At 64.6% G+C, this 23,087-nt stretch carries 22 protein-coding genes and 1 pseudogene; 11 read left to right on the top strand and 12 right to left on the bottom strand.

All coding sequences use genetic code 11. From position 1 onward, the window contains the following. Positions 1-8 precede the first annotated feature (8 nt). The 3 genes and pseudogenes from DI605_RS13720 to DI605_RS13710 form a co-directional block, all read right to left on the bottom strand. Positions 9-1,904 carry an alpha-L-fucosidase gene (locus tag DI605_RS13720; RefSeq protein WP_293974841.1) on the bottom strand — a complete coding sequence of 632 codons (1,896 nt, stop codon included), beginning with the start codon at positions 1,902-1,904 and terminating at the stop codon, positions 9-11. Beyond that, the gene (locus DI605_RS13715; RefSeq protein ID WP_293974838.1) at positions 1,901-4,261 is read right to left on the bottom strand and encodes a PDZ domain-containing protein; all 2,361 of its coding nucleotides are present in this window, start codon (positions 4,259-4,261) and stop codon (positions 1,901-1,903) included. Before DI605_RS13715 ends, DI605_RS13720 begins: the two co-directional genes overlap by 4 nt. A gap of 52 nt (positions 4,262-4,313) precedes the next feature. Next, positions 4,314-4,505, bottom strand: a pseudogene (locus tag DI605_RS13710) (SUMF1/EgtB/PvdO family nonheme iron enzyme); the annotation flags it as partial. Between the two features lie 232 nt (positions 4,506-4,737). On the opposite strand from DI605_RS13710, the gene DI605_RS13705 reads away from it, so the two are divergent. Together DI605_RS13705 and DI605_RS13700 are read left to right on the top strand one after the other, a co-directional pair. Then, positions 4,738-4,959, top strand: coding sequence for a hypothetical protein (locus DI605_RS13705; protein ID WP_293974835.1), 222 nt, complete (start codon positions 4,738-4,740; stop codon positions 4,957-4,959). A gap of 224 nt (positions 4,960-5,183) precedes the next feature. After that, a complete protein-coding gene (locus DI605_RS13700; RefSeq protein ID WP_293974832.1) occupies positions 5,184-6,380 on the top strand; it encodes a site-specific integrase in 1,197 nt (398 codons plus the stop codon). On the opposite strand, the gene DI605_RS13695 is transcribed toward DI605_RS13700, so the two are convergent. Both DI605_RS13695 and DI605_RS13690 read right to left on the bottom strand, forming a co-directional pair. Continuing rightward, positions 6,355-6,549 carry a helix-turn-helix domain-containing protein gene (locus tag DI605_RS13695; RefSeq protein WP_275504018.1) on the bottom strand — a complete coding sequence of 65 codons (195 nt, stop codon included), beginning with the start codon at positions 6,547-6,549 and terminating at the stop codon, positions 6,355-6,357. The genes DI605_RS13700 and DI605_RS13695 overlap by 26 nt on opposite strands. Continuing rightward, on the bottom strand, positions 6,527-6,760 hold the full coding sequence (locus tag DI605_RS13690) for an AlpA family transcriptional regulator (protein WP_275504017.1): 234 nt from the start codon (positions 6,758-6,760) through the stop codon (positions 6,527-6,529). The genes DI605_RS13695 and DI605_RS13690 overlap by 23 nt, the downstream gene beginning before the upstream one ends. A 570-nt stretch (positions 6,761-7,330) precedes the next feature. On the opposite strand from DI605_RS13690, the gene DI605_RS13685 reads away from it, so the two are divergent. Together DI605_RS13685 and DI605_RS13680 are read left to right on the top strand one after the other, a co-directional pair. Then, positions 7,331-7,531 (top strand): hypothetical protein, encoded by a 201-nt coding sequence (locus DI605_RS13685; RefSeq protein ID WP_146163433.1) that lies wholly within the window; start codon positions 7,331-7,333, stop codon positions 7,529-7,531. Positions 7,532-7,535: 4 nt separating this feature from the next. Beyond that, positions 7,536-7,973: a type II toxin-antitoxin system VapC family toxin gene (locus DI605_RS13680; protein WP_275504014.1), complete on the top strand. Its 438-nt coding sequence runs from the start codon at positions 7,536-7,538 to the stop codon at positions 7,971-7,973. Here the strand turns inward: DI605_RS13680 and DI605_RS13675 are convergent. Together DI605_RS13675 and DI605_RS13670 are read right to left on the bottom strand one after the other, a co-directional pair. Next, positions 7,918-8,199, bottom strand: coding sequence for a conjugal transfer protein TraD (locus DI605_RS13675; RefSeq protein ID WP_275504013.1), 282 nt, complete (start codon positions 8,197-8,199; stop codon positions 7,918-7,920). The genes DI605_RS13680 and DI605_RS13675 overlap by 56 nt on opposite strands. Before the next feature lie 37 nt (positions 8,200-8,236). Continuing rightward, the gene (locus DI605_RS13670) at positions 8,237-8,542 is read right to left on the bottom strand and encodes a conjugal transfer protein TraD (RefSeq protein ID WP_275504012.1); all 306 of its coding nucleotides are present in this window, start codon (positions 8,540-8,542) and stop codon (positions 8,237-8,239) included. Positions 8,543-8,713: 171 nt separating this feature from the next. Between DI605_RS13670 and traA the strand changes: the two genes are divergently transcribed. Then, positions 8,714-11,716 carry a Ti-type conjugative transfer relaxase TraA gene (gene traA / locus DI605_RS13665; RefSeq protein WP_275504011.1) on the top strand — a complete coding sequence of 1,001 codons (3,003 nt, stop codon included), beginning with the start codon at positions 8,714-8,716 and terminating at the stop codon, positions 11,714-11,716. Positions 11,717-11,735: 19 nt separating this feature from the next. Then, complete coding sequence (locus DI605_RS13660; RefSeq protein ID WP_275504010.1) at positions 11,736-12,491, top strand: DUF6118 family protein; 756 nt, start codon at positions 11,736-11,738, stop codon at positions 12,489-12,491. 304 nt (positions 12,492-12,795) lie between these two features. On the opposite strand, the gene DI605_RS13655 is transcribed toward DI605_RS13660, so the two are convergent. Further along, positions 12,796-12,942, bottom strand: a complete 147-nt coding sequence (locus DI605_RS13655) for a hypothetical protein (RefSeq protein WP_275504009.1) — start codon at positions 12,940-12,942, stop codon at positions 12,796-12,798. 83 nt (positions 12,943-13,025) lie between these two features. On the opposite strand from DI605_RS13655, the gene DI605_RS13650 reads away from it, so the two are divergent. Genes DI605_RS13650 through DI605_RS13630 form a run of 5 tightly spaced genes read left to right on the top strand, consistent with a single transcriptional unit; the run spans position 13,026 to position 17,833 of the window. Further along, on the top strand, positions 13,026-13,727 hold the full coding sequence (locus tag DI605_RS13650; RefSeq protein ID WP_275504008.1) for a VIT family protein: 702 nt from the start codon (positions 13,026-13,028) through the stop codon (positions 13,725-13,727). A 43-nt stretch (positions 13,728-13,770) separates the two neighbouring features. Beyond that, entirely contained in the window at positions 13,771-14,448 is a 678-nt protein-coding gene (locus tag DI605_RS13645; RefSeq protein WP_275504007.1) for a response regulator transcription factor, read from the top strand. Next, positions 14,445-15,461 carry an ATP-binding protein gene (locus DI605_RS13640; protein WP_275504006.1) on the top strand — a complete coding sequence of 339 codons (1,017 nt, stop codon included), beginning with the start codon at positions 14,445-14,447 and terminating at the stop codon, positions 15,459-15,461. The genes DI605_RS13645 and DI605_RS13640 overlap by 4 nt, the downstream gene beginning before the upstream one ends. Before the next feature lie 60 nt (positions 15,462-15,521). After that, positions 15,522-16,952, top strand: coding sequence for a cytochrome-c peroxidase (locus DI605_RS13635; protein WP_275504005.1), 1,431 nt, complete (start codon positions 15,522-15,524; stop codon positions 16,950-16,952). Next, entirely contained in the window at positions 16,949-17,833 is an 885-nt protein-coding gene (locus tag DI605_RS13630; protein ID WP_275504004.1) for a VacJ family lipoprotein, read from the top strand. The genes DI605_RS13635 and DI605_RS13630 overlap by 4 nt, the downstream gene beginning before the upstream one ends. A gap of 83 nt (positions 17,834-17,916) precedes the next feature. Here DI605_RS13630 and DI605_RS13625 read toward each other — a convergent pair whose 3' ends face one another. The 4 genes from DI605_RS13625 to DI605_RS13610 are packed head-to-tail and all read right to left on the bottom strand — an operon-like array spanning position 17,917 to position 23,084. Then, positions 17,917-18,474 carry a cytochrome b gene (locus DI605_RS13625; protein ID WP_275504003.1) on the bottom strand — a complete coding sequence of 186 codons (558 nt, stop codon included), beginning with the start codon at positions 18,472-18,474 and terminating at the stop codon, positions 17,917-17,919. After that, the gene (locus DI605_RS13620; protein WP_275504002.1) at positions 18,471-19,724 is read right to left on the bottom strand and encodes a TolC family protein; all 1,254 of its coding nucleotides are present in this window, start codon (positions 19,722-19,724) and stop codon (positions 18,471-18,473) included. Before DI605_RS13620 ends, DI605_RS13625 begins: the two co-directional genes overlap by 4 nt. After that, positions 19,721-20,020, bottom strand: coding sequence for a DUF3240 family protein (locus tag DI605_RS13615; protein ID WP_275504001.1), 300 nt, complete (start codon positions 20,018-20,020; stop codon positions 19,721-19,723). The genes DI605_RS13620 and DI605_RS13615 overlap by 4 nt, the downstream gene beginning before the upstream one ends. Continuing rightward, positions 20,013-23,084, bottom strand: coding sequence for a CusA/CzcA family heavy metal efflux RND transporter (locus tag DI605_RS13610; RefSeq protein ID WP_275504000.1), 3,072 nt, complete (start codon positions 23,082-23,084; stop codon positions 20,013-20,015). The genes DI605_RS13615 and DI605_RS13610 overlap by 8 nt, the downstream gene beginning before the upstream one ends. Positions 23,085-23,087 lie beyond the last annotated feature (3 nt).

The raw sequence follows: 23,087 nt of genomic DNA, 5'->3' as shown, positions 1-23,087 counted from the left end.
GGCTGGCGTCATCGATCGGCGAGCAATTCGAATATGTGGACCGAGCCGGGGGCTGCCCCTTCGATCGTCAGGGAAAGGGGCGCGGTGGCGCGGCCGATCGGCACCGGGCCGAAATCGGCGCTGGCCATCGTGGTCGGCGATGCGGTCGGGCGGATCTGCGCGAAAAAGCTCTTGCCGCCGGCCGAGAGGACGAAGCGGCCGCCTGTCGGCGCCGTCGTTGCGTAGCGCAGGGTGATGTTGCCGGGCGCCGTGCCCCGCAGGCGAACGGGCCATGTCAGGCGGTTGCCCGGCGTCTCCAGGCCGTCGACATAATAACGGCCGGTCTTGCCATCGCCATAGGTGAATCCCTTGCCGATCGCTTGCGCATCGAAGGCGAGAAGCTGGTTCCGGCCAAAAGCGAGATCGATCACACGATCGGCCACCGCGCGAAGCGCCCCCTTGCTTTCCAGCACGATGACGCTGTCGATCGCGTTCGGCGCTGCGGCCGGCAGGCGCAGGCGCACTTCGTCGCGACTGACCCGCTCGATCGGGAAGGCCTTCCGCGCGGGATCGCCCAGAAGATAGGCGGTCGCGACATCGCTTTGCAGCCCCGATACGATCAGCCCCCCGTCGTGCGGCCAACGGAATATGTGGAGATACAGCCGGTCGCCCTTGCGCGTGCTGTCTCCCCACGGCTGGCGATCGAGCGGGGTGCGGGTCGTGCCGCGAATGCTCTCCCCATTCGTCTTCATCCATGTGGCGATCCCTTCGAGGATCGCCACATCGGGCGCATCCAGCGTGCCGTCGCCTTTCGGACCGAGGTTGAGCAGGATGTTGCCCCCCTTCGCTGCCGTCTTCGCCAGCAATTGGATGAAGTGGGCGGGGCTCTTGTGGCTGCGGTCCAGCGCGTTGAAGCCATAGCTTTCGTTAGTGGTGGGGATCGCTTCCCAGTCACCGGGGGTCGGGCGCACTTCGGCGGGGCGATCGGCGGTGTTCTGATAATCGCCGAGATTGGCCGCCGCGCTGCGCGCCGCGCGCCCGTTGATGACGACATCGGGATCCGCGCGGCGCACGGCCTCTACGATCTCCGCCTGCTGGAAGAAGGGCAACTTGCCCGGCGTATCGAACCACAGGATATCGGGGTGATAGCGGGCGATCAGCTCCTTCAGCTGCGGGATCGCCTTGGTATCGACATAGTGCTGGGTCCGGGCGAGGAATTCTGGATAGGCATTCCACCAGTCGGCGCCGCCGTGCAGCTTCCGGTCGCCGCCGGGATTGTCATAGTCCCAGTCGTTGCCCGGCGCGTCGGGATCTTCCCAGTCGAAGGCGTGGGAATAATAGAAGCCGATCTTCAGCCCCTCCGCGCGGGCGGCGGTGACGAGTTCGCCCAGCGGATCGCGCGGGAAATGGGATACGTCCCGGATATTGTAGCTGCTGGCCTCTGATGGCCAGAGCGCGAAGCCGTCATGATGCTTGGCCGTGATGATGATGTAGCGCATTCCCGCCTGCTTCATCAGGCGGACCCAGCCTTTGGCGTCGAAGGCGTCGGGGTGAAATTTCGCGGCGACCTGATCGCGATAGACGGTGCGGGGGATCCTCGCCACGCGCATGATATGCTCGGAATAGCCGGGGTTGGGCTGCCCGTGCCATTCGCCGCCGAGCACCGAATAAGGCCCCCAGTGGATGAAGGCGCCGAAGCGGGCATCGCGCCACCAAGCGAGGCGCTGGTCGCGGGTCTTCCCCGCCTCGGCCCACCAGCCGGCGTGGGCGCGGGTGGTGGCGTCGGCATCCTGGGCGGCCGCGCCCCCGATCCCGGTCTGCTCCTGCGCTTCCGTGCTGCGGCGGTCCGTGGCGGTCTGGGCGATGGCGAGGGTGGGCAACGAAAGCCCGGCGAGCGTGAGGAGCAGGGCAGGCAGTCTGGTCATGGTAGCATCACCGTTCGTTCGGCTTTCGCCTGGTCGTGAAAGATCGTGAGGATCGCCTGACCGCGCCAGCGCAGGCCGCGATATCCGGCCATCAGGTCGGCGAGCGAGGCGGTCGGCTGGCGATCATTGCCGTTGGCGGCCGCGATGGCGAGGATGGCATCGCCGGCGACAAGCCCGGATGCGGCGGCGGGCGAGCCGGGGGCGATCGCGGTGATCAGCAGCGCATCGCGATCGGGCAGGCCGGCCGCCGATTGCTCGTCGAGCGTTTCCACCGTCTTCACCGTCATCCCGAGTAACTCGATCGTCTGGCCGGGCGCCACGTCCGTGGCCGCCATCAGGCGTGGCGGCGCGGGATGCTCCGCCAGTGCCCGGAGGCGGGGGCTGGTGACGCCGAAGTCGTCGGTGGGGAAGGGGCTGAAGCCGATGGAGAGGGCGGGTGATCCCGGCTTTACCCGATAATCGCCATGGGCCGGATCGACGAAGCCGGGATCGCCGGCACGCGAATGGGCATCGACGCTCAGCGCCTGCGCCCGCTTCAGCGCGGTTTCGTCCGGAAACAGATTGTCGTCGATCCGCGCGCCCCAGAATCTCATGTTGATCGGGCCGTGGCCGGTCATGAAGATGTTATGCTCGACCACGTCGCCGCTGTCGGCGAACCAGACGTGGGGGCGCAGGCCGCTGTTGAGGATGATGTTGTTGCGCGCGATCCGGTGGAAACCCTCGCGCAGCTTCAGCCCGCCCGAAAGCAGCACGTTGTTTTCGATCACATAATTGGAGGCGCCGTCGTCGAGATCGATATCCCAGCCATGGTCGCACTGGAAGCGGTTGTGGAAGATCAGGATCGGCTCGATCGCGTCGAGGCCGGGGAGCGCAGGTTCGGCGGCGACGCGGGCGTTCATCTCGGCCCGCTTCGGATCCCAGTAGCGATCCCGGCCCCAGGCGTTGAAGGCGCCGTGGTCGCCCGTCTCCAGCACGGTCGCGAAAACATCATTGTCGATCAGGCGGTGGCCGCCCCACGTGCCGTCGCCGATATTGATGCCCGCGCGGGGCACCCGATAGATGCTGTTGTGGATGACGGCGATCCGCGCCGCCATCGCGATTTCGACGCCAGCGGACTGTTTCTCGATCCGGCCGATATCGTGGATGAGATTGTCGGTCGCGTCGCTGTCGGCGGGATAGGCGTCGCTTCTGGGGCCGGGCGTGCGATCGATCGCCGCGAGCGGCTGGCTCTGATGATATTCGAACAGGGGCGAGCGCACCGCCTCCGGCCGGCCGACGAAGGCGATCGCGGAAGCCCCGATGTCCCGGATGTGATTGCCCCGGATCGAGATGCCACGGGCATGGCCGCTGACGACCACGGCGTTGCCGCCCAGATCATGGAGATCATTGTCAGCGATTGTCACGCCCTGCGCGTTCTCGATCAGGATCGCGCCGCCGCGATGGAACGTCCAGTCGGAGCGGAGCAGGGGCTCGGTGGTCTTCGCGAAGGTAGTCCGCGTGTCGCGGATCGCGAGGCTCTCCAGTGCGATGTCGTGCGCCGGCTTCGCGGCCGTGCCCTCGATCACGATCACGGTTTCGAGCGCCGAGGCGACGAACGTTGCCTTGGCGGGATCGATCCCTGCGGCCGGCTTCAGGTAGAGCCAGCCCGCGCGGAAATCCGCATACCATTCGCCGGGATCATCCAGTTCTTCGAGGATATTCTCCACGTAGCGCCGGGCCGGATCGGGTTTTTCGATCCTGTTCATGCCGGTGGGGCGCGCAAGATCGAGCGTGCCGTCCGTCTGCTTGCCGCGTATCGCCTGATCGATGCTGCCCCAGCGGCTGGGATGCAGCCCGTGGATCACGCCGCCCGCCGGATCGTGCCAGCGAGCAACCCGCTCGGGTGAGGTGCTGTCGGCGGCCGTCCCGCCAAACAGACCGCCATCGGCGCGCCGGTTGGGGTAGCGGGCGCGCACCAGTGCGGTCTCGCCGATCCTCAGCCGATCGAAGGCCGGACCGCTGATCCGGGCGCGCACGATTCCGTCATGCCAGGGTTCCCACGCCAGACTGGTCAGAACGCGCCCGCCGCTCAATACCGGCCGAGCGCCTGGCGCGGCGCGAAGCACAAGCGGGCGCCCCGGCCGCCCGGACGGTAATGCCAGGGGCGCCGTCAGATAATACGTGCCGGTGGCGAGTTCGACGGCCGCTGCGCCGGAGCGCTCCGCCCGTTCGATCGCGCGGGCAAGGTCGTCGCCCGGCGCGGCGCGGACGACGGAGCCGCCCGTGCGGGCCGCATGGGCCGGGCCGGTCAATGCCAGTCCCACGGCAAGCGCCGCGATGCTGAGCATGCCGGATGTGGTCTGCCGCGGACCTGCCATCGTCTCCTCTCGCCGAGGCAGTTTTTCTGCCCAGGCTACTGACTAGGCAATCTCACAGATGAAAACAAGTTTCATATAAGATTGACGAGCGATCATCCATGTCGTCCGGCGCAAGGATGATGCAGCGGAAGCCGACATGGCTGATCGAAGTGTCGATCGGTTCGGGGTGGCAGGCGGCGGAGCGATAACGCCGGCAATAACTTTCCGCGCACAGATGTGATCCGCCTTTCAGCACCTTGCGCGGGCGATGCGCACCGGCGAAGCGGGGTCGAAGCTGTCCTCCTCGCGGCCCCCGCTCTGGCTGGCCGAGATTAAGAAGCTACCGCGCAAGGCTGTCACGTTTCTCTACGATCGCGCTGGCAAGCCACTTGCGGACACCGGCAGACTCCAAGCGAGCGTCCGGCGGATCATGCATGACCTGAGTTTCGTCGATGACGAGGGGCAATTGCTCCATACTCTTCACGGGCTCGGGAAGAATGCGTGCTGCTGCACTGACCGAGCTTGGGCCGTCCGACACGGAGGGCGGCGCGATCACCGGAAAGACATCCGAGACGTTCCGCTATTACGCCAAACAGCCGAGGGTGTTGATGGTCGCGAAAGGCGCCGCCGACCGCGTAATTGCCGGTCAGATCAAAAGGCTCATGGGAACACGTTCCGCAAGCATGGGGAACGGCAAGGCTGTGAAGTCGCCCAAGTAATCGAAATAAGTGCTGGTGACCCCTACGAGTGTAGAACTTTTGTCTCAGGCAATGCCGGGACGTCTCTAACTACACTGTAAAATCAATGATTTCTCTTGTAAGGTGTTCGCGGTCGGTCGCTCCGGTTTGCCTGAATTTGGCTCAAAATGTGGGAACGATTGTGGGAACGCTTGCCCGCTGAAAATGTGGGAACGCCCGCAATGCCCAAACAGGGAACCGAACCGATGGCACTTACAGCATTGAAGGTGAAGAACGCGAAGCCCGGTCGCCATGTCGATGGCCGGGGGCTTTGCCTGTTGGTGAAACCGAGCGGCGCGCGGACATGGCTGCTAAGGATGCAGCGGCATGGCAAGCGGCGCGACTATGGGCTGGGGTCGGCGCTGGACGTATCGTTGGCCGAAGCGCGGGACGCAGCGGCGGCGCTGCGCCGTCAGGTGCGCGAGGGAGCCGACCCGGTGGCCGAGCGGCGCAAGGCGCGCAAGGTCATGCCGAGCTTCGAGACAGCCGCGCGCGACTGCTACGAGGCGTTGAAAGAGGGCTGGAAGAACCGCCGTCATGCCAACTGGATTTCCAGCCTTGAGAACCACGTCTTTCCGATGGTCGGAACGCGGCCGGTGGATCAGGTGGACAGCGCCGCCGTGGTCGAGGTGCTGTCCCCCATCTGGCTCACCATCCCCGACACGGCGCGGCGCATCCTGCAACGCATCGGCGCGGTGCTGGACTTCGCCCATATCAAGGGATGGCTTGCCGATGAGGTATCGTTGCGCTCCGTCCGCAAGGGGCTTCCGCGTCAGGTGGACAAGGGCGGGCATCTGGAAGCCATGCCCTATGCGGACGTTCCCGCGCTTATGCAGAAGCTGGCGGCGGCATCGCCCACGACCGGCCGCGATGCCTTGCGCTTCACGATCTACAACGCCGTGCGGTCGAACGAGACGCGCTTTGCCGTCTGGACCGAGTTCGACCTGGACAAAGCTATCTGGACCATTCCGGGCGAGCGCATGAAGGCAGGCGAAACCCATGTCGTGCCACTGTCCGCGCCCGCCGTCGCATTGCTTCGCAAGCGGTGGAAGGAACGCACCAGCGACACCGGCCTTGTGTTCAGCAACGATGGCAAAAAGCCGATCAGTGACATGACCATGACCAAGCTGCTCCGCGATGACGGCATCAAGGGTGTGACCGTTCACGGCTTCCGTTCCGCCTTCACCGACTGGTCGTCGGAGCGGACGCGCTTCCCTAAGGAGGTCGCCGACAAGGCGCTAGCGCACAAGCTGCCCAACAAGGTGGAAGCGGCCTATCGCCGCACCGATTTCTTTGAGAAGCGCCGGAACCTGATGGCGCGTTGGGCCGAGTATCTGGACCGCAAGGGGAAGGACGCCGCCGCCACGGCGTCCGAGCCTATCCCGCTCCGCGCTGCCGCCTGATGAGGTCATGCAGACTGGCCGTGGTGATGCGGGTGGATTTGCCGAACTTCACCGTCTCGACTTCACCGGCCGCGATCAGCTCGTAGAGCTTGGTCCGGCCGACGCCGATCATGCGCGCCGCGTCATTAACGCGAACGCAGATCGGATCAGGAGGTAGGGGCGCGGTCATGGGCGACCCTTTCGGCACCGTTGGCGCGATAGGCGGCGGGATTGGCGATCCAGCGTTGGACGGCGGACTCATGCCAGCCAGCGCCGTGGATGCTGATTGACACTTGGCGGGGAAATGTCCCGTCCGCGATCTTGCGATAGAGGGTGGAGCGGGAAAGGCCGGTGCGTTGCAGAACCGTCTTGAGGCGGATAATCCTTTCACTGTTAGGCATAGCTTAATTTCCGTTTATGGCGTTGGCACAAACCCCCTACGAACAGAATTGGTGGCCGGGATTCGCGGCGCAAGAGCCACCCGACCGAGATATGACGAAGATACAGCTCACGGCGGTCTAAGTGTAGGCAACGGTGGGAAACGGCGGCGAACTACGGCAAACGGTGGCGTATGGCGGTGGACGGCGGCGACCGGCGGTAATAGGTGGTCTATACTTGTACGTTTATTTGCCGATCGTGACAAATAAGCCACGCCATCATGCGACTTTCTGGCAATCAATACGACCCGATGAACTTGGCGTGATTCCGATTCGCACGACACGGCGGAGCCTTCCTTTCAGGTGGCCCGCCATTGCCACGAAACCATGCTGTATCAGTTCATTCCGCCGCGCAAGAGGGGGGGCACTACAGTGCCGCCCATCGCCAACTTAGTAGCAAAAGCGCGAAATCAGTCGTAAATGCGCCAATACAGTCGCACAGAGCACAATCTTGTCCGTTCCGGCAAACGGCCGTCATAGGGCATGGCACATGATGGCCTTGGAAGGTTGCCGTTTGCTCGCTATATTGGCTCCATGACCAAGGCACACGCAGCACCGACCGAAAAGATCGTCCGCGATTCCAAGTCCGGGCGGTCTGTTGTCGTGCGCGGCGTCGGCGCGCTCAAAGGGCATTTGACGCTCAAGAAGGGCGTCGATCTTACCAAGCCCATTGCCTCGCAGGCCATGAAGGGCGCGAAAACGCGCAAGCTCGAACCCGCCCACGCAAAGCACTGACCCCTTGCCGGGAATCCTGCTCGACACGCACGCGCTCTATTGGCTCGTGAGCGGCGAGGAAGATTTGCTTGAGCAAGCCCTGGTCGCGATCGGCGAGAACCAGGAAGCCGGAACGCTGTTTGTGTCACCGATCACAGCATGGGAACTTGCGGTCGCGACCAGGAAGAACCGCGTAGCAGGCCGTCCGCATTTGGGCGACGACCCGCCCGACCGCTGGTTCCGTGAGGCGGTGCGCGTCACGTCAGCGCGGATCATTCCGATCCAGCAGCGGATTTCGTGCGAAGCCGCCAACATCGTGACCGACACCGGGCATAGAGACCCCGGCGATTGCTTTCTGATGGCGACCGCCCGCGTTCGCGGCATACCGATCGTCACGCGAGACGAAATCATGCAGTCGATCGCGGCGGAGAACGGTGGCTATCTGGACGTGATCGCCTGCTAGGTTCGGCATTGATTTCCGTCTCCGCTTCCGCCTCGAATGCGCGCTTGCCTTTACGCTGCCATAGCGCAAGAGTGTTCGCTCCTTCCTCGCCTTGCAGCTTCCCCGCGATGGCGAGGAACGCGCCGTAGAGCGTGGCGCGGTCGTCGTCGGTCAGATCGACCAGCCCGGCCTTGACGATCAGGCCGCCCAATTCGATCAGATGCCGCGTTCGCTCTCGCCGTTTCATCACCCATTCCCGCGTGTCGGTTCGCGCCTTACGTGCCTCAACGCGATGCCGCGCCGCCTTCGAGCGGTAGAGCGCCTTCCGGCTGTTGGTCAGATCGCGGCGCAGACTTGCGTTGCTTGCTGCGAAAGAAGGCCGTGCCTGCCTTGCGCCAGCCCTCCTTTACGGTTGCATCGTTGTTGGCGACGGCACCGAGCAACACACCCGCCAGCAGATCGGCGTCAAGCGCATCGGCGCCGGTTGCCGCGACGAGTTCGCCAAGCTGGCGCACGCGGCGTTCCTTAAGCGCCTTCGCCTTGTCGGCCAGCGCCTTTAGCTCCGTATCAAAGTCGCGCGGTTTACGCATTGCAGTCTCCATTCTTTGCGGATGGAGTGATTCTAGAGTATTGCTTTTCGTAATGCTGTAGAGTCGCCGGGACGTGATGACACCGCCTAGTCCCTGCTCGGATTTTATTCGAGGAGGGCGCGCTTATACGTCGTTCCGACGTGCGCTTCGCAGTAGTAAATGGATGTCGCTATGGCGATATACCATTTCTCCGTTCAGGTCATCGGCCGCGCCAGCGGGCGCAGCAGCGTCGCCGCCGCCGCCTATCGTGCGGGCGAACGCCTGCACGACGAGCGCCTTGACCGGGACCATGATTTCCGCGCCCGCGCGGGCGTCGAGCATAGCGAAATCATGCTGCCGGAGGGTGCGCCCGAACGCCTATCCGACCGCGAAACCCTCTGGAACGAGGTCGAAGCGACCGAGAAGCGCAAGGATGCGCAGCTAGCCCGCGAAGTCGAGTTCGCCATCCCGCGCGAGATGAGCAAGGCCGAGGGCATCGAACTGGCGCGGGATTTTGTGCAGGCCGAGTTCGTGGATCGCGGCATGATCGCGGACCTCAACGTGCATCGCGACATAGACGCCAGCGGCATGGAGAAACCCCATGCCCATGTCATGCTCACCTTGCGCGAGGTTGGGCCGGACGGGTTCGGGGCAAAGGTCCGCCAATGGAACGAGCATGGCAATGTCGAGCAATGGCGCGAGCGCTGGGCCGATCACGTCAATCATCGCCTTGCCGAACTCGACATAGACGCGCGCATCGATCATCGCAGTCTTGCCGATCAGGGCATCGACCTTGAGCCGCAAAGCAAGATCGGTGGTCCCGCGCAGCGCATGGACGCGCGGGGGCTAGAAGCCGACCGCGCCGAGATGCACCGCGAGATCGCGCGGGAGAATGGCGAACGCATCATCGCCGATCCCGGCATCGCGCTCGATGCGATCACGCACCAGCAGGCGACGTTCACCACGCGCGACCTTGCCATGTTCGTGCATCGGCATAGCGACGGGAAGGACCAATATGACCGGGCGATGAGCGCGGTGCGCGGCTCGCCCGACCTGATCGCGCTGGGTAAGGACGGGCGCGGCGATGATCGCTTTACCAGCCGCGACATGATCGAGGCCGAGCAACGGTTGCAGCGCGCGGCCGAGATGATCGCCGAGCGCGAGCGGCATCGTGTTTCGGAGGACGACCGGGAAGAGGCGCTTCGCGCAGCGGCGGCGCGCGGATTGGGCCTGTCGGGCGAGCAGCGCGCGGCGTTCGACCATGTGACCGACCGGCAGGGCTTGAGCATCGTCGTGGGCTATGCCGGGACCGGCAAAAGCGCGATGCTGGGCGTGGCGCGCGAGGCGTGGGAGTCTTCCGGCCTGAACGTGCGCGGCGCGGCGTTGGCGGGCATTGCCGCCGAGGGTCTGGAAAACGGCTCCGGCATTGCGTCGCGCACCATCGCCAGTATGGAACATGGCTGGGCCAACGGGCGCGACATGCTCACGTTCCGCGACGTGCTGGTGATCGATGAGGCGGGCATGGTCGGCACGCGCCAGATGGAGCGCGTTCTGTCCCATGCCGCCGAGGCTGGCGCGAAGGTCGTGCTGGTGGGCGATCCGCAGCAATTGCAGTCGATCGAGGCGGGCGCGGCATTCCGTGCGCTGCATGAGCGGCATGGCGGCGTCGAGATCACACAGGTTCGCCGCCAGCACGAAGACTGGCAGCAGGACGTCACGCGCCATCTCGCCACCGGCAGGACCGGCGAGGCCATTGCCGCCTATGCCGACAAGGGCATGGTCCATGCCGCCGAGACGCGCGAACAGGCGCGCGCCGATCTTGTCGAACGCTGGGACCGCGATCGGCAGGCCAGCCCCGACGCCAGCCGCATCATCCTCACCCATACCAATGCCGAGGTGCGCGACCTCAACGAGGCGGCCCGCGAGGCGATGCGGGCGACGGGCGAGCTGGGCGATGATGTTCGGGTGAAGACCGAGCGCGGCGACCGGCTATTCGCGTCAGGCGACCGCATCATGTTCCTGCGCAACGAGCGCAGCCTTGAGGTGAAGAACGGCACGCTGGGCACGATCGAGAAGGTAAGCGACGGCCACATGTCCGTCCGCACCGATGACGGGCGTTCCATCGCGTTCGACGTGAAGGACTATCGCGACCTCGATCATGGCTATGCGGCCACGATCCACAAGGCGCAGGGCATGACCGTGGACAGGGCGCATGTGCTGGCGACGCCGGGGATGGATCGGCATGGGGCCTACGTCGCCCTGTCGCGCCATCGGGACGACGTGCAGCTTCACTATGGCAAGGATGATTTTCGCGATCAGTCGCGGCTTGTCCACACGCTTTCGCGCGAGCGCGGCAAGGACATGGCGACCGACTATGCGAAGGCCGATCCGGCCAAGGAATTTGCCGAGCGGCGCGGGATCACCTTCGGCGAGCGCGTCGCGGAGATCATGCGCCCCGTGGTCGAGAAGGCGCGCGGGATCTTCGATGGCTTGCGCCTCTCGCTGCCGGGGCAAGATCGCGCGCCATCGGCCTCGCCCGAACCCCGGCGCAGCATGTTCGATGGCCTCGACCTTGGCCGGTTCGTAACCACGTCGGAAAATGATCCTGCCCGCCAGCAGCAGCGTGACCATGACCCGCAGCCACTCCGCGCGGGCGGCATGCGCGGGGCGGTGGAGCGTTACGCCAAGGCGGTGGACGCGATCTGGCAGACCCGCGCGCAGGGCTTGGACGCCATGCCGCATCAGCGGGAGGCGCTTACCCAAGCAAGGGACGCGCTGAACGCGGTGCGGCCCGAAGGGGCATCCGACCTCGACAGCGCGTTCAGGAGCAGTCCGGAGCTTGTCCGCGAGGCCGCCGAGGGGCGCGGCCAGGCCGCCATGCGCGCCATGCAGCTTGAGACGGAAATCCGCATCGATCCCTACAGCCGCGCAGATCGGTTTGTGGAGGGCTGGCAGCAATTGCAGCGTCAACATCAGGAGCTTGTACGCGACGGCGATTTCCGGGGCGCGAAGAGTACCGCCCAGCACATGGCCGACATGGCGAAGAGCCTTGAGCGCGACGCCCAGCTTGAATCGGTGCTGGGACTGCGCAGCCGCGAACTCGGACTGGAGATCGGCCAGCAGATGGGCCGGAGCATCTCCCACGACCTCGCATCCTCCATCCCCTTCGATCATGGCCGCGGCATGAGCCGCTAATCCCCAAGGAGACGACGACATGGACGACGAAGAACAATCGCTGCTCAATGACCCCGAACCCGACACCCGGCCCGATACCGCCGCCGAGGCGTTCGCGGCCTTGTCGCAGCGTGTGGCCGGGATGGAGGAGCGACTGGACGGGCGCATGGCGATGATGACCCGCGCGCTCGAACATATCGCCATCGAGAAGCAGAGCATCGAGATACCCGACTATAGCCCGACCCTTGCCAAGATCGGCGGGCACCTCGCGGCGCTTGCGCCACAGATGAAGAGGTTTGCCGACGCGCCCGCCATGCAATTGACGCCGGAGAGCATGGCCGAGCGTATCACAGCAGCGGCGAAGGCTGCCCGTGAGGGGGACAGGGAGACCATCGGGCAGGCGCAGGAACTCCATCGCCAAGCCTATGCCGACCAGATGCGCGTGATCGGCGCTATCCGCACCAAGCAGCAGCAGCGCCTCCATATGCTCTATAGCGGCATCAGCACGGCGCTGGCGGTATCGCTCCTGTGGCTGGTCTATCCGGGCTGGGCGGCGAGCATCGGCCCGCGAAGCTGGCATTGGCCGGAGGGCACGGCGCGTCGGGCGCTGGGTGACGCCACCGCATGGGATGCCGGTATCCGGCTCATGCGTGCCGACAATCCCGAAGCGTGGCAGGCCATCGTCAACGCCGCCGATATGGCCCGCGAGAACCGCGACGCATTCGCCGCCTGTCAGAAGGCCGCCGCCAAGGTCAAGGCTCCGGTCCAATGCGTGGTCAGGGTGGGGATACCATAATCTCGACTGTGCCGCCTTTAGATGATTTCTCTGCCGGAGAAGTGGCTTCGCTGCATGGCCGCCGCAGAGGCCCTTAGAGCAATGATGCTGAGCAAGTCGGCCCGTCGCTTGATTTCCCTGTTCGTGCCTTTCGACGGATTGGTGGACACGATCTGCGCCTAGTCGTTCTTGGAGAAGGCCCCATACGCGAGTACATCCTTGCGTGCTCCTTCCATCGTGTCGAGCTACCTATGGAACTTCTCGCGCAGGTCGTCAGTCACCTGCTCCTACCGCTGGTGCGCCATCGCATTCGAAATGTTTTTGATCACCACAGGTCTCCGCTGGTGGGCAACAGCGTGTTGCGTGCCAAAAAACGGGACACCTTGACGGCAGCGGCGTGCAAGCCCTTGTGATCATCGGCGATCACCCGCTTCAAACCACGCAGGCCCCGGTCGGCTAATGCGCCGAACATGGGTCGCGATCCTCGCGAACGTCCGTCAGGCTCCGGTCAGGTAATTTTGATGGATAGTCCCTCCCAGCATACGAGAAGAGAATATGACCAGATTGCGATCCCACCCTGAGCGCCATGCCGTTTCCCGGATCGGCTGGCTGCGAGCAGCAGTGCTCGGCGCTAACGATGGTATCGTATCCACCGCAAGCCTCCTCGTTGGGGTCGCGGCGTCAGGCGCCGACAGGCATGGCATCCTTGTCGCCGGCGGAGCGGCCCTGGTGGCGGGGGCCATGTCGATGGCGGCTGGGGAATATGTCTCGGTCAGTTCGCAATCCGAGACAGAAAAGGCCGATCTGGCGAAGGAGCGGAAGGAACTGGCCGAACACCCCCAGTTGGAGCGCCGGGAATTGGCAGACATCTATGTCCGGCGCGGGCTGAGCGATAGTCTGGCCCTGCAAGTCGCGGATCAATTGATGGCCCATGACGCGCTTGACGCCCATGCGCGTGACGAACTTGGCATGTCTGAGATCGTGGCGGCCCGACCGCTTCAAGCGGCTTTCACGTCAGCCATCACGTTCAGCGCAGGCGCTCTTCTGCCCCTCGCACTCGTTTCGGTCTCGTCTCGCCATGGATTGATCCCGCTGATAATCGCGGCCACGCTTCTTTGTCTCGCAATCCTCGGCGCGCTTGGTGCGCGGGCCGGCGGCGCGCCGCTGACACGCTCTGTCCTTCGCGTCGGCTTCTGGGGAGCTTTGGCGCTGGCCGTGACGGCAGGTATCGGGCGCCTGTTCGGTACTGTCGCCTGAACAATGCTCGGCTTGTTTCGGTCGGAGAGGGAATATCGCATAGATGCGCATTCTCGTTATTGAGGATAATGAGCGCTTGGCCCGACTCATGGTCGATGGCCTTCATCGCCGCGGTTTTTCCTGCGATATTGCCCTTCGTCTGTCGGCTGCGGACGATGCCATGGCGAGCGCCATCTATGACGCGATCATCCTCGATCTGGGCTTGCCCGATGGTGACGGGGTCGCATGGCTCGCCGCGGCCCGTCGCTCTCGCAATATGCCACCCGCGATTGTCCAGACCGCGCGGGGCGCACTGGAGGACCGGGTCCTGGGGCTTGATGCCGGGGCGGACGATTATGTCGTCAAGCCGGTCGAGGTGGAGGAACTGGCTGCCCGGCTTCGCGCTTTGCTGCGGCGACCGGGTCTGAGGGCACAGACGGTGGTCGAGGTCGGCCCGCTTCGTTTCGACACGGCGCGCAGAACGGCGCATGTCGGCGATCACGAAATCGATCTGTCGCGCAGGGAGGCCGATCTGCTGGAACTGCTGATGCGCCGTGCCGGGGCCGTGGTCCGCCGGGAGGTGATCGAGAATGCGCTCTACAATTTCCATGAGCAGGTGACCCCCAATGCGGTGGAAGCCGCGATCTCGCGCTTGCGGCGGAAGCTCGAGGATGCCCGGATGCGCGGCGTGCTCCAGACGATCCGGGGTGTCGGCTATATTCTCAAGGACACCGCCGCATGATGCGCAGGAATTCGGTATCGCGCAGGCTCATTCGCGGCCTGGGTAAGGTCGGGCTGGTCGGCACGCTTCTACTGCTCGCGGCGGTGGTCTTTTTCTATCGGCTGACCTTCAGCCATCTCGAGGCGAGCGCCGCCCTGCGACGCGCCATCCTGGAGTCGCTGGAACATGTGGCGCTGCCGGTGGTGGTGCTCATGGTGCCGGTCACCGTCCTCGGCCTTCGGGTCATCAGGCAGGCCTTTGTTCCGCTGGAGGACGCGGCCGCGAGCATTGAAGCCGTCAAGGGGCATGAACGCGGGTTCCGCATCGATACCTCGCAAATGCCCCAAGAGGCGCTGCCCTTTACCGGGGCGGTGAACGATCTTCTGGAACGTCTCGACGAGGCGGCGAAGCGGCAGGAAGCTTTCGCAGCCGATGTCGCGCATGAATTGCGCACGCCTCTGGCGCTGCTGTCGCTTGAACTCGACCAGATCGATCATCCTCATGCCCAGCGGCTGAAAGGCGATGTCGCGGCAATGCGGCGCCTGATCGATCAGTTGATGCTTCTGGCCCAGATCGACGCCGCGGCCTCCGCGCAGGTGGCGCCGGAACCGATTGGACTTGTCGAGTTGGCGCGCGATGTCGTCAGCCAGGTCGCACCGACGATCCTTGCCGAGGGCAAGATGATCGCGCTTGACGTCGATGGCGAGGTGCCTGTCATCCGGGCACGCACGGAAGCGATTGCGGCGGCGCTGCGCAACCTCATCGAAAACGCTGTCCGCGTGACGCCAATTGGCGGCACGGTCCAGGTCTTCGTTGGTCCCGGAGCAGCGATGGGCGTCAGGGACGAAGGCCCGGGTCTCGATCGGGAGCGCCTGCGCGATCTCGTGCGCCGGCACCGGCGCGCCGACCATGCGAGCAAGGATGGTGCGGGCCTTGGGCTGGCTATCGTCGACCGGATCATGGCCGCGCATGGAGGCCAGTTGGCAAGTGACCCAGGGCGACGCGAACTCGTGTTGCAATTCCCTGGGGTCTGAACACACCCGTCGTTGCCCCTCCGTCAGGCTTCCGTCAGACTCAGTGCCTAGCCGGGAGATATGCCCAGTCGAAAGATTCTGTTCATCGGCGCCGGAGCGCTCGTTGCCATTTTTGGCGGGACTGTCGGCTATCTGGCGCACTATGACCGCGTGACGGCGCCGACCTTGCCCTCATCCTCGCCGACCAATCGTGAGCCGGTCGCATTGGCCGCGTTCCAGGCACTGTCCAAGGCCCGCTGCGATTATTGCCATACGCAGGGCGCGGCGCTGCCATTTTATGCCGATGTACCAGGCGCCCATCAGTTGATGCAGCGGGATCTGGTGCAGGGCCTGCGGCATTTTCGCATCGAGGCCGTGCTGAAGGCACTGCAGGACGGCACGCCACCGCCCGAAGAGGATCTGGCGCGCATCGAATGGGTGACACGGCAGGGCCGGATGCCGCCGTCGCCTTACACGTTGATGCATTGGCGGGCGAGGCTTGGTGATGCAGGCAGGAATGCCCTGTTGACCTGGGTGGCGGCGACAAGGCGCAGATATTATGCGTCTGCCAACGTTGCCCCGCAATTCGCGGTGGAGCCGGTTCAGCCAATCATGGAGGTATCACCCGGCGATGCCGGGAAAGTTGAGCTGGGGCAGCGACTGTTCTTCGATACGCTGTTGTCGGGTGATAATAGCGTGAGTTGCGCGAGCTGCCACGGGCTCGGCAAAGGCGGCGCGGACGGTCTAGTGACGGCCACCGGCATCCGTGGGCAAAAGGGGCCGATCAATGTGCCCACCGTCTTCAATGCGCTGTTCAACAAGGTACAGTTCTGGAACGGCCGGGCACCGACCCTGGCGGCGCAGGCTGCTGGCCCGGTGATGAACCCGCTGGAAATGGGCTCGCACACATGGAGCGGAGTTGCCGCGAAGCTGAACGCGCAGCCCGGCTATGGTGCGGTATTCCTCAAAATCTACGGCCCGGGGCCAATCGACGAGCATCGCATTACCGACGCGATTGCCGCGTTTGAAGTAACGCTCTCCACACCTGGAAGCCGCTTCGACCGCTATCTGCAAGGCGATGCCCGGGCGATCAACGCAAGCGAGAAGCGCGGTTATGCGCTGTTCAAGGAGAATGGCTGCGCTTCGTGCCATGTCGGCCAATCGCTGGGCGGCCAAGGCATGGAGATCATGGGGCTGAACGGCGATTATGTCGCGGCGCGTGACGGCAAGCCGACCGATGCCGATCTCGGCAGATATACGGTCACACACGCCGCCCAGGACCGCGCTCGCTTCAAGGTGCCGAACCTGCGCAATATCGCCCTGACCGGGCCTTACATGCACGATGGCAGCGCGAAGACACTGCCCGAGGCAGTCAGGCTCATGGTGCGTTTCCAGACCCCGAAAGGCACCCTGCCAGATCAGGATATCAACGATATCGTTGCGTTCCTGAATACCCTTACCGGCACCTGGCAAGGCAAGCCGCTGGCAGCCAAGCCCGAGGCAAAAAAATGACCGCAGTGGTGCTTGCCTGCCTGTTGCTGCAATCTCCGTCATTGGCCTCTTCACCGGACAATGTGCAGACAGGCCCTGCGCAACAGACAAGCCCGACCGAGACGCTAACGGACAGCATAATGCCGAAACCGGCGGGCCAGACATCCACGCCCCCTACGACAGAGCTGGAAGCGACATCGCCCTTGCAGGGTGATCAAGGTGAGGGGCAGAACAGCATCGTCGTGACGGCCATCCGCCGCGAAACCCCCGGCGATCCCCTGCAATCGGTCAACATCAAGTCATTTGAAATGACCTATACGGTCGATAAGGCCGTTTTCCGGTCTGTCGCGCTTGCTTACAGGCATGGATTGCCCAGGCCGGTCCGCAGCGGACTACGCAATATTCTCACCAATCTCAATGAGCCGGTCGTGTTCGCCAACTATCTGCTGCAACATCATCCCGGCAAAGCGGCGGAGACGTTCGGGCGCTTCACGATCAACTCGGTGATCGGCGTGGCGGGCCTGTTCGATGTGGCGAAAACCCACAGGTTCAATCTTCCGCATCGCCCCAATGGTTTTGCCGATACGCTTGGCTTTTATGGTGTAAGATCTGGGCCGTTCCTCTATCTACCGCTGATTGGTCCATCGAGCGCGCGCGACCTGTTTGGCGATGTCGTTGACCGACTCACTTTGCCCTTGAGTGTGGGGCGCCCCTTCAACAGGCTGGCCTATTCTGTCCCGACAACCGCGATCCGGCTCATCGACCGGCGCGCTGAATTCGACGATCGCCTGCAAAGGCTGCACGAGGATCCGGCCCATGCCTATACGACGTCGCGCGCCCTCTATCTGCAGGCGCGTCAGGCAGAGATTGATGCGCTGCATGCTCGACATCGCTCCGAATAACTCGACGAAGAGTCGGCCGAGAAACGATCGCTGGCAGGATCGGCAGAAACCGCGCATCGCCGCGCGATCGCCTGCGAATGAAATCAATGTGGCAGCATGCGCCTGAGTGTGTTGTCGCGCAGTCCATAATGATGAAACAGGGCCGCCGCAGCATGAAGGCCGGCCAGCAGGATGATCGCCCAGCCAACAAGGTCATGGGCCTCGCCGATCGTCCCGGCGAAAGCCTTGTCGGGCGGGAATGCCGAGGGAACAGCGAACAGCCCGAAAAAGGTGAAGGTTTCGCCTTGCGCCCAGCGGAACAGGAAGCCCAGCACGATCTGGCCAATCAGCAGGGCATAAAGCAGATGGTGCGCGCCCTTTGCTGCCCAATAAGGTATCTGCGATTCCACTGCCGGGAGGCGACGGCCACGGCTGACGCGCCAGACGATCCGCAGGATCAGGACGGCCGCCAGGAGGATGCCCAGCGAAATGTGTAGTGCCTCAAGGTTATGACGGGTGCCGCGCGGAAAGAAGCCCCAGGATTCAGCTAGTGCAAAGAGCGTGACGACAAGCAATGCCGTCACCCAATGGAAGGCGATCGTGAGAGGGTCATAGCGTAATTTCTCGTCGGTCATGGCCTGCTCCTGCACCGTATCGCTCATTCCTTATTTTCCTTTTCCTCGTCCGGTGCCCAGATGCTGTGGGAATCGATCTGAAGCTTGAGGAGCGCGCGATCCGCTTGCGACCGCGCGTCGATTTCATAGCGACGCGCATCGTTGGCCTGGCGCCGGGCATAGAGCAGATCGGCGAGGTCGATCTGCCCGAGCTGATAGCCGCGTTCGGTCCGGCGAACAGCATCGAGGCTGCTCCGCGCAGAATCCTCGGCGCTTCGCCAGGCTTCGAGGCGGGTCCGCGCATTGGACAGGTCGGTATCGGCAATCGCGGCGATATTGCGCTGGATATTGGCCAGTTCGAGCCGGGCGGCGCTCGCTTCCGCAGCCGCCTGGTCTGCCGCACCCCGTCGATAACCGCCGCCAAACGGTATCGACGCCACGACACCGGCGCCTTTCTCCAACCCGCCTTGCTCGCTGAACACGCGGATACCAAACGATGGATCGGCGATCCGGTCGGCACGCACCCGCTGAGAGACGACGCCCAGGCGCTGCGCCTCCCGATCAGCTGCACGGATTTCGTGGCTGCGCTGGACCACCAGATCCCGCATCCTCTCAAGGCCCTGCGGTGCAGGGCCGGGAATGGCGAGATCGGGCGGTTCCATCGGAAGCGGCAGGTCGGGAAAGGTGGCTGCCAGCGTGACTCTGGCCTGTTCCCTCGCCGCCAGCGACGCCGCTGCCTGTGCCTTGGCCTGGGCGAGTGCCGCCGACGCCTGGTCAAGATCGAGTTCGGCCGCATCGCGCAGCGCCACGCGGCGACGAAGCGCAACCAATGCCCGCTCGAGGCCGCCCACCGCATCTCCGTCGTTTCGATACTGGCTGCCGGCGGTCAGCCAGTCATACCAGAGACCCGAAAGGATGAGCGCGGTCTGGTGGCGGGCGTCCTCCATCCGGTTTTCGGCGACTTCGATTTCGAGCGCGCCGGCCTCACGGTCGAGGGAGGCTTTGCCGGGCAGGCGGAACGCCCGGGTGATGGTCGCGTCGAACTCGTCACGGCCACCGAACCCATCGACATTGCGGCGGACATAGCTACCCGATAACGTCACTTCATGCGGACCTCTCGCGAGCATTCCGCTATGCGCGCGGGCTGCCGCAACCCGTTCAGCAGCGGCCTCGACAGTCGGATGCCTGTCGAGTGCCTGGTTGACCTGTTCGGCAGGCGGCAGGTCTATCGTTTGCGCCCATATTGTGCCGGGAATGCAGCTGCTCAGGAGGGCGACAGCAAGGGCGCGAGGTGTCATGCGGCTCTCCCGTGCGTCAGGACCGGGACGGCGTGCCAGCGCACCGGCAGTTCCCGCTTGGCCGCCGAGACGGCATCGACCAGATCGGTCAGCGACTTTTCATCGACGATAAGCTCGACCGCGTGACGGCGCAGCAGGCCGGATACCTGTTCCGCCGTGCTGGCATCGGCATAGTCCCAGCCTCGCACGGTCTTTTCGGAAATATGGACAGGCGTCTGAGAGCATGCACGAAGGGTATCCGTGACGATCTCGGTGTCCGGCAAGGCGCAGTGGAAAGTCAGCAGGACGTCAGCCATTGGCGATTTCCTCGGCGCCCTCGCCAAACCGCGCGAACAGGATCGGCAGCAGGATGAGCGTCAACAGGGTGGATGTAACCAGCCCGCCGATCACGACGATCGCGAGCGGTCGCTGGATTTCCGAGCCGGGGCCGCTGGCGAACAGCAAGGGCACCAGGCCGAAGGCGGTGATGCTCGCGGTCATCAGCACCGGCCGAAGCCGCCGCTCGGCGCCCAGGCGCACGGCGTCCGCCATGCGGTGCCCTTCGGCGCGCAGCTGGCGAAAATAGGATACCAGCACGAGGCCGTTGAGGACGGCGATGCCGAGCAGGGCGATGAACCCCACCGATGCCGGGACAGAGAGATATTCGCCCGAACCCCAGAGCGAAACGATTCCCCCCACCATCGCAAAGGGTATGTTGACGAGGATGAGAGCAGACGCCCGAAGCGAACGCAGGGTGGCAAGCAGCACGAAGAAGATCAGCAGCAGCGCCACCGGAATCACCAGCATCAGCCGCGCCGAGGCCCGCTGCTGGTTTTCGAACTGCCCGCCCCAGACGATGCGATATCCCGATGGGAGCTTCACCTTCGCGGCGACCGCCGCCTTGGCCTCGTCCACATAGCCGACCAGATCGCGGCCGGAGACGAAGGCCTGCACCAGCGCGAAGCGCGAACCGTTCTCGTGATCGAGCTTGACCGGGCCTTCGGTGCGCCGGACCTGCGCCATGTCGCTCACCCGGGCGAGGATGCCGTCCGGCGTGCGCAATTGCAGATCGGCGAAGCGCGCCGGATCGGAGCGCAGACTCTCGTCGCCGCGGATCATGATCGGCACGCGCTTCTGACCCTCGGCAACAATCCCGGCGCGCACGCCCTCCGCCTGGGCACGCAAGGCATCCTGCATCTGATCGATAGGCATGCCGTAACGGCCTGCCGCCGCACGGTCGATGTCGAGCTGGAGATAGTCGACGCTGTCGTTCGCGACCGTCAGCACTTCGGACGCGCCGCGAACGCCTGACAGGGCATGCTGCACCTGCCCGGCAAGGGAGGCGAGCGTCCCCAGATCCGGGCCGAAGATCTTGACCGCAAGATCGCCGCGCGCGCCCGTCAGCATTTCCGAAACGCGCATCTCGATAGGCTGGGTATAGCTTGGCGTAATTCCCGGTAATCCGGCCATGGCCTTGCGGATCTCGCCGACCACGAAGGCCTTGTCGCCGCGCCATTCCGATTGCGGCTTCAGCCGCACGAAGCTGTCGGTTTCGTTGGGGCCCATCGGGTCCAGGCCGATCTCGTCCGCGCCGACACGAGCGATGACGTCCTGGACCTCCGGTACGGTTCGCAGCACGCGTTCGGCGGCCATATCGCCCTGGATCGACTGGTCCAGATTGATCGACGGCAATTTGGTGAGCTGGACGATCACCGAGCCTTCATCCATGGTCGGCATGAACGCCTTGCCGACGGCGCCGTAGGCCATCCCTGCGATCACGAGGCCAGCGACGGAAAGGCCGTAGACCAGCGCCTTGTGGGCGAATGCGGCGTCCAGCAGGCGGCGATAGCGTGGCGCCAGCTGGCGCATCACCCATGGCTCGCCGTGATGCCCGCTCCTGAGGCCGAAGGAAGACAGCACCGGAACCAGCGTCAGCGCGAGCAGCAGCGATCCGGCGAGCGCGAAGATGATGGTAAGCGCCACGGGCGCGAACAGCTTCCCCTCCAATCCCTGCAAAGACAGCAGCGGCAGGAATACGAGCGCGATGATCGCGATGCCGGCCGATACCGGCACGACCACCTCGCTCGCCGCCTGGAAAACGAGGTTCAGGCGTGGGCGGCCTTCCTCGCCGGGGCGCCCCAGCCGGTCGACGATGTTCTCCACCACGACCACCGCGCCATCGACCAGCATGCCGATCGCAATTGCCAGCCCGCCGAGGCTCATCAGGTTGGCCGACAGGCCCATGCCGCGCATGAACAGGAAGGTGATGAGCGCGGCCATCGGCAACGTGACGGCGACGATGGCAGCCGCGCGCCAGTCGCCGAGGAACAGGATGAGGAGGACGACGACCAATATGGTCGCCTCGATCAACGCCTCCTCGACCGTGCCGACGGCTCGCTCGATCAGATCCGAACGGTCGTAAAAGACATCGATACGCGTGCCCGCCGGGAGTGCCTTCGTGACCTCGGCGAGCCGCGCCCGTACGCCCTCAACCACCTGCCGGGCATCGGCGCCGCGCAGGGCGATCACCAGGCCCTCCACCGCCTCGGCCTGCCCGTTCTTGCTGACCGCGCCATAGCGCGTAAGGCTGCCGGTTGCGACGGTCGCGACGTCGCCCAGCCGGACGATCCGGCCGTTCCGGCTGACGATGACCAGCGACCGCAGATCATCGACAGTGCGGATCGCGCCCACGGCCCGGACGATCAGCGCCTCTTCGCCCGATTTCAGGCGGCCGGCCCCGTCATTGCGGTTGCCGCTTTCGATCGCTGTGCGCAGGTCCGCGATGGAAAGCTGCGCGCCGGCAAGCGCGACCGGATCCGGCCTGACCTCGAAAGTGCGGACATAGCCGCCGAGCGCGTTGACATCCGCGACACCGGGAACCGTGCGGAGGGCCGGACGGATGGTCCAGTCGAGCAATTCCCGCTTCTGCTGAAGCGACAGCGGACCTTCGATGGTGAACATGTACACATCGGACAGCGGAGTCGAGATCGGGGCCAGCCCTCCGCTCACCGACGCAGGCAGGTCCGCCATCACGCCGGACAGCCGTTCGGCGACCTGCTGACGCGCCCAATAGATATCGGTCCCTTCGGCGAAATCGATCGTGATGTCGGCGATGGCGTATTTCGCGCTCGATCGGAGGATCGCCTGATTGGGAATGCCGAGCATCTCCATCTCGATCGGCGTGATAACGCGACTTTCCACCTCCTCCGGCGTCATGCCCGGCGCCTTGAGGATGATCTTCACCTGCGCCTGGGCGATATTGGGATAGGCGTCGACGGGCAGGTTGATGAACGCCCAGACGCCGAGTCCCGCGACCGCCAATGCAAGGGCGATAATGAGCAGCCGCCAGGACAGGGCTGTCGCGACCAGTGAACGCAACATGGC

This window comes from Sphingomonas sp. (assembly GCF_003248515.1).
In the GTDB taxonomy this organism is placed as follows: Bacteria; Pseudomonadota; Alphaproteobacteria; order Sphingomonadales; family Sphingomonadaceae; genus Sphingomonas_I.
This window is presented reverse-complemented; position numbering and strand designations above follow the sequence as displayed.

Excerpts from the sequence above, each read along its gene's own strand:
- DI605_RS13615 (WP_275504001.1), bottom strand. The coding sequence starts at position 20,020 with ATGGCTGACGTCCTGCTGACTTTCCACTGCGCCTTGCCGGACACCGAG.
- DI605_RS13650 (WP_275504008.1), top strand. The coding sequence starts at position 13,026 with ATGACCAGATTGCGATCCCACCCTGAGCGCCATGCCGTTTCCCGGATC.
- DI605_RS13635 (WP_275504005.1), top strand. The coding sequence starts at position 15,522 with ATGCCCAGTCGAAAGATTCTGTTCATCGGCGCCGGAGCGCTCGTTGCC.
- DI605_RS13625 (WP_275504003.1), bottom strand. The coding sequence starts at position 18,474 with ATGAGCGATACGGTGCAGGAGCAGGCCATGACCGACGAGAAATTACGC.
- DI605_RS13675 (WP_275504013.1), bottom strand. The coding sequence starts at position 8,199 with ATGAAACGGCGAGAGCGAACGCGGCATCTGATCGAATTGGGCGGCCTG.
- DI605_RS13705 (WP_293974835.1), top strand. The coding sequence starts at position 4,738 with ATGCGTGCTGCTGCACTGACCGAGCTTGGGCCGTCCGACACGGAGGGC.
- DI605_RS13720 (WP_293974841.1), bottom strand. The coding sequence starts at position 1,904 with ATGACCAGACTGCCTGCCCTGCTCCTCACGCTCGCCGGGCTTTCGTTG.
- DI605_RS13700 (WP_293974832.1), top strand. The coding sequence starts at position 5,184 with ATGGCACTTACAGCATTGAAGGTGAAGAACGCGAAGCCCGGTCGCCAT.
- DI605_RS13660 (WP_275504010.1), top strand. The coding sequence starts at position 11,736 with ATGGACGACGAAGAACAATCGCTGCTCAATGACCCCGAACCCGACACC.
- DI605_RS13610 (WP_275504000.1), bottom strand. The coding sequence starts at position 23,084 with ATGTTGCGTTCACTGGTCGCGACAGCCCTGTCCTGGCGGCTGCTCATT.
- DI605_RS13695 (WP_275504018.1), bottom strand. The coding sequence starts at position 6,549 with ATGACCGCGCCCCTACCTCCTGATCCGATCTGCGTTCGCGTTAATGAC.
- DI605_RS13655 (WP_275504009.1), bottom strand. The coding sequence starts at position 12,942 with ATGTTCGGCGCATTAGCCGACCGGGGCCTGCGTGGTTTGAAGCGGGTG.
- DI605_RS13685 (WP_146163433.1), top strand. The coding sequence starts at position 7,331 with ATGACCAAGGCACACGCAGCACCGACCGAAAAGATCGTCCGCGATTCC.
- traA (WP_275504011.1), top strand. The coding sequence starts at position 8,714 with ATGGCGATATACCATTTCTCCGTTCAGGTCATCGGCCGCGCCAGCGGG.
- DI605_RS13640 (WP_275504006.1), top strand. The coding sequence starts at position 14,445 with ATGATGCGCAGGAATTCGGTATCGCGCAGGCTCATTCGCGGCCTGGGT.
- DI605_RS13645 (WP_275504007.1), top strand. The coding sequence starts at position 13,771 with ATGCGCATTCTCGTTATTGAGGATAATGAGCGCTTGGCCCGACTCATG.
- DI605_RS13630 (WP_275504004.1), top strand. The coding sequence starts at position 16,949 with ATGACCGCAGTGGTGCTTGCCTGCCTGTTGCTGCAATCTCCGTCATTG.
- DI605_RS13715 (WP_293974838.1), bottom strand. The coding sequence starts at position 4,261 with ATGGCAGGTCCGCGGCAGACCACATCCGGCATGCTCAGCATCGCGGCG.
- DI605_RS13690 (WP_275504017.1), bottom strand. The coding sequence starts at position 6,760 with ATGCCTAACAGTGAAAGGATTATCCGCCTCAAGACGGTTCTGCAACGC.
- DI605_RS13620 (WP_275504002.1), bottom strand. The coding sequence starts at position 19,724 with ATGACACCTCGCGCCCTTGCTGTCGCCCTCCTGAGCAGCTGCATTCCC.
- DI605_RS13670 (WP_275504012.1), bottom strand. The coding sequence starts at position 8,542 with ATGCGTAAACCGCGCGACTTTGATACGGAGCTAAAGGCGCTGGCCGAC.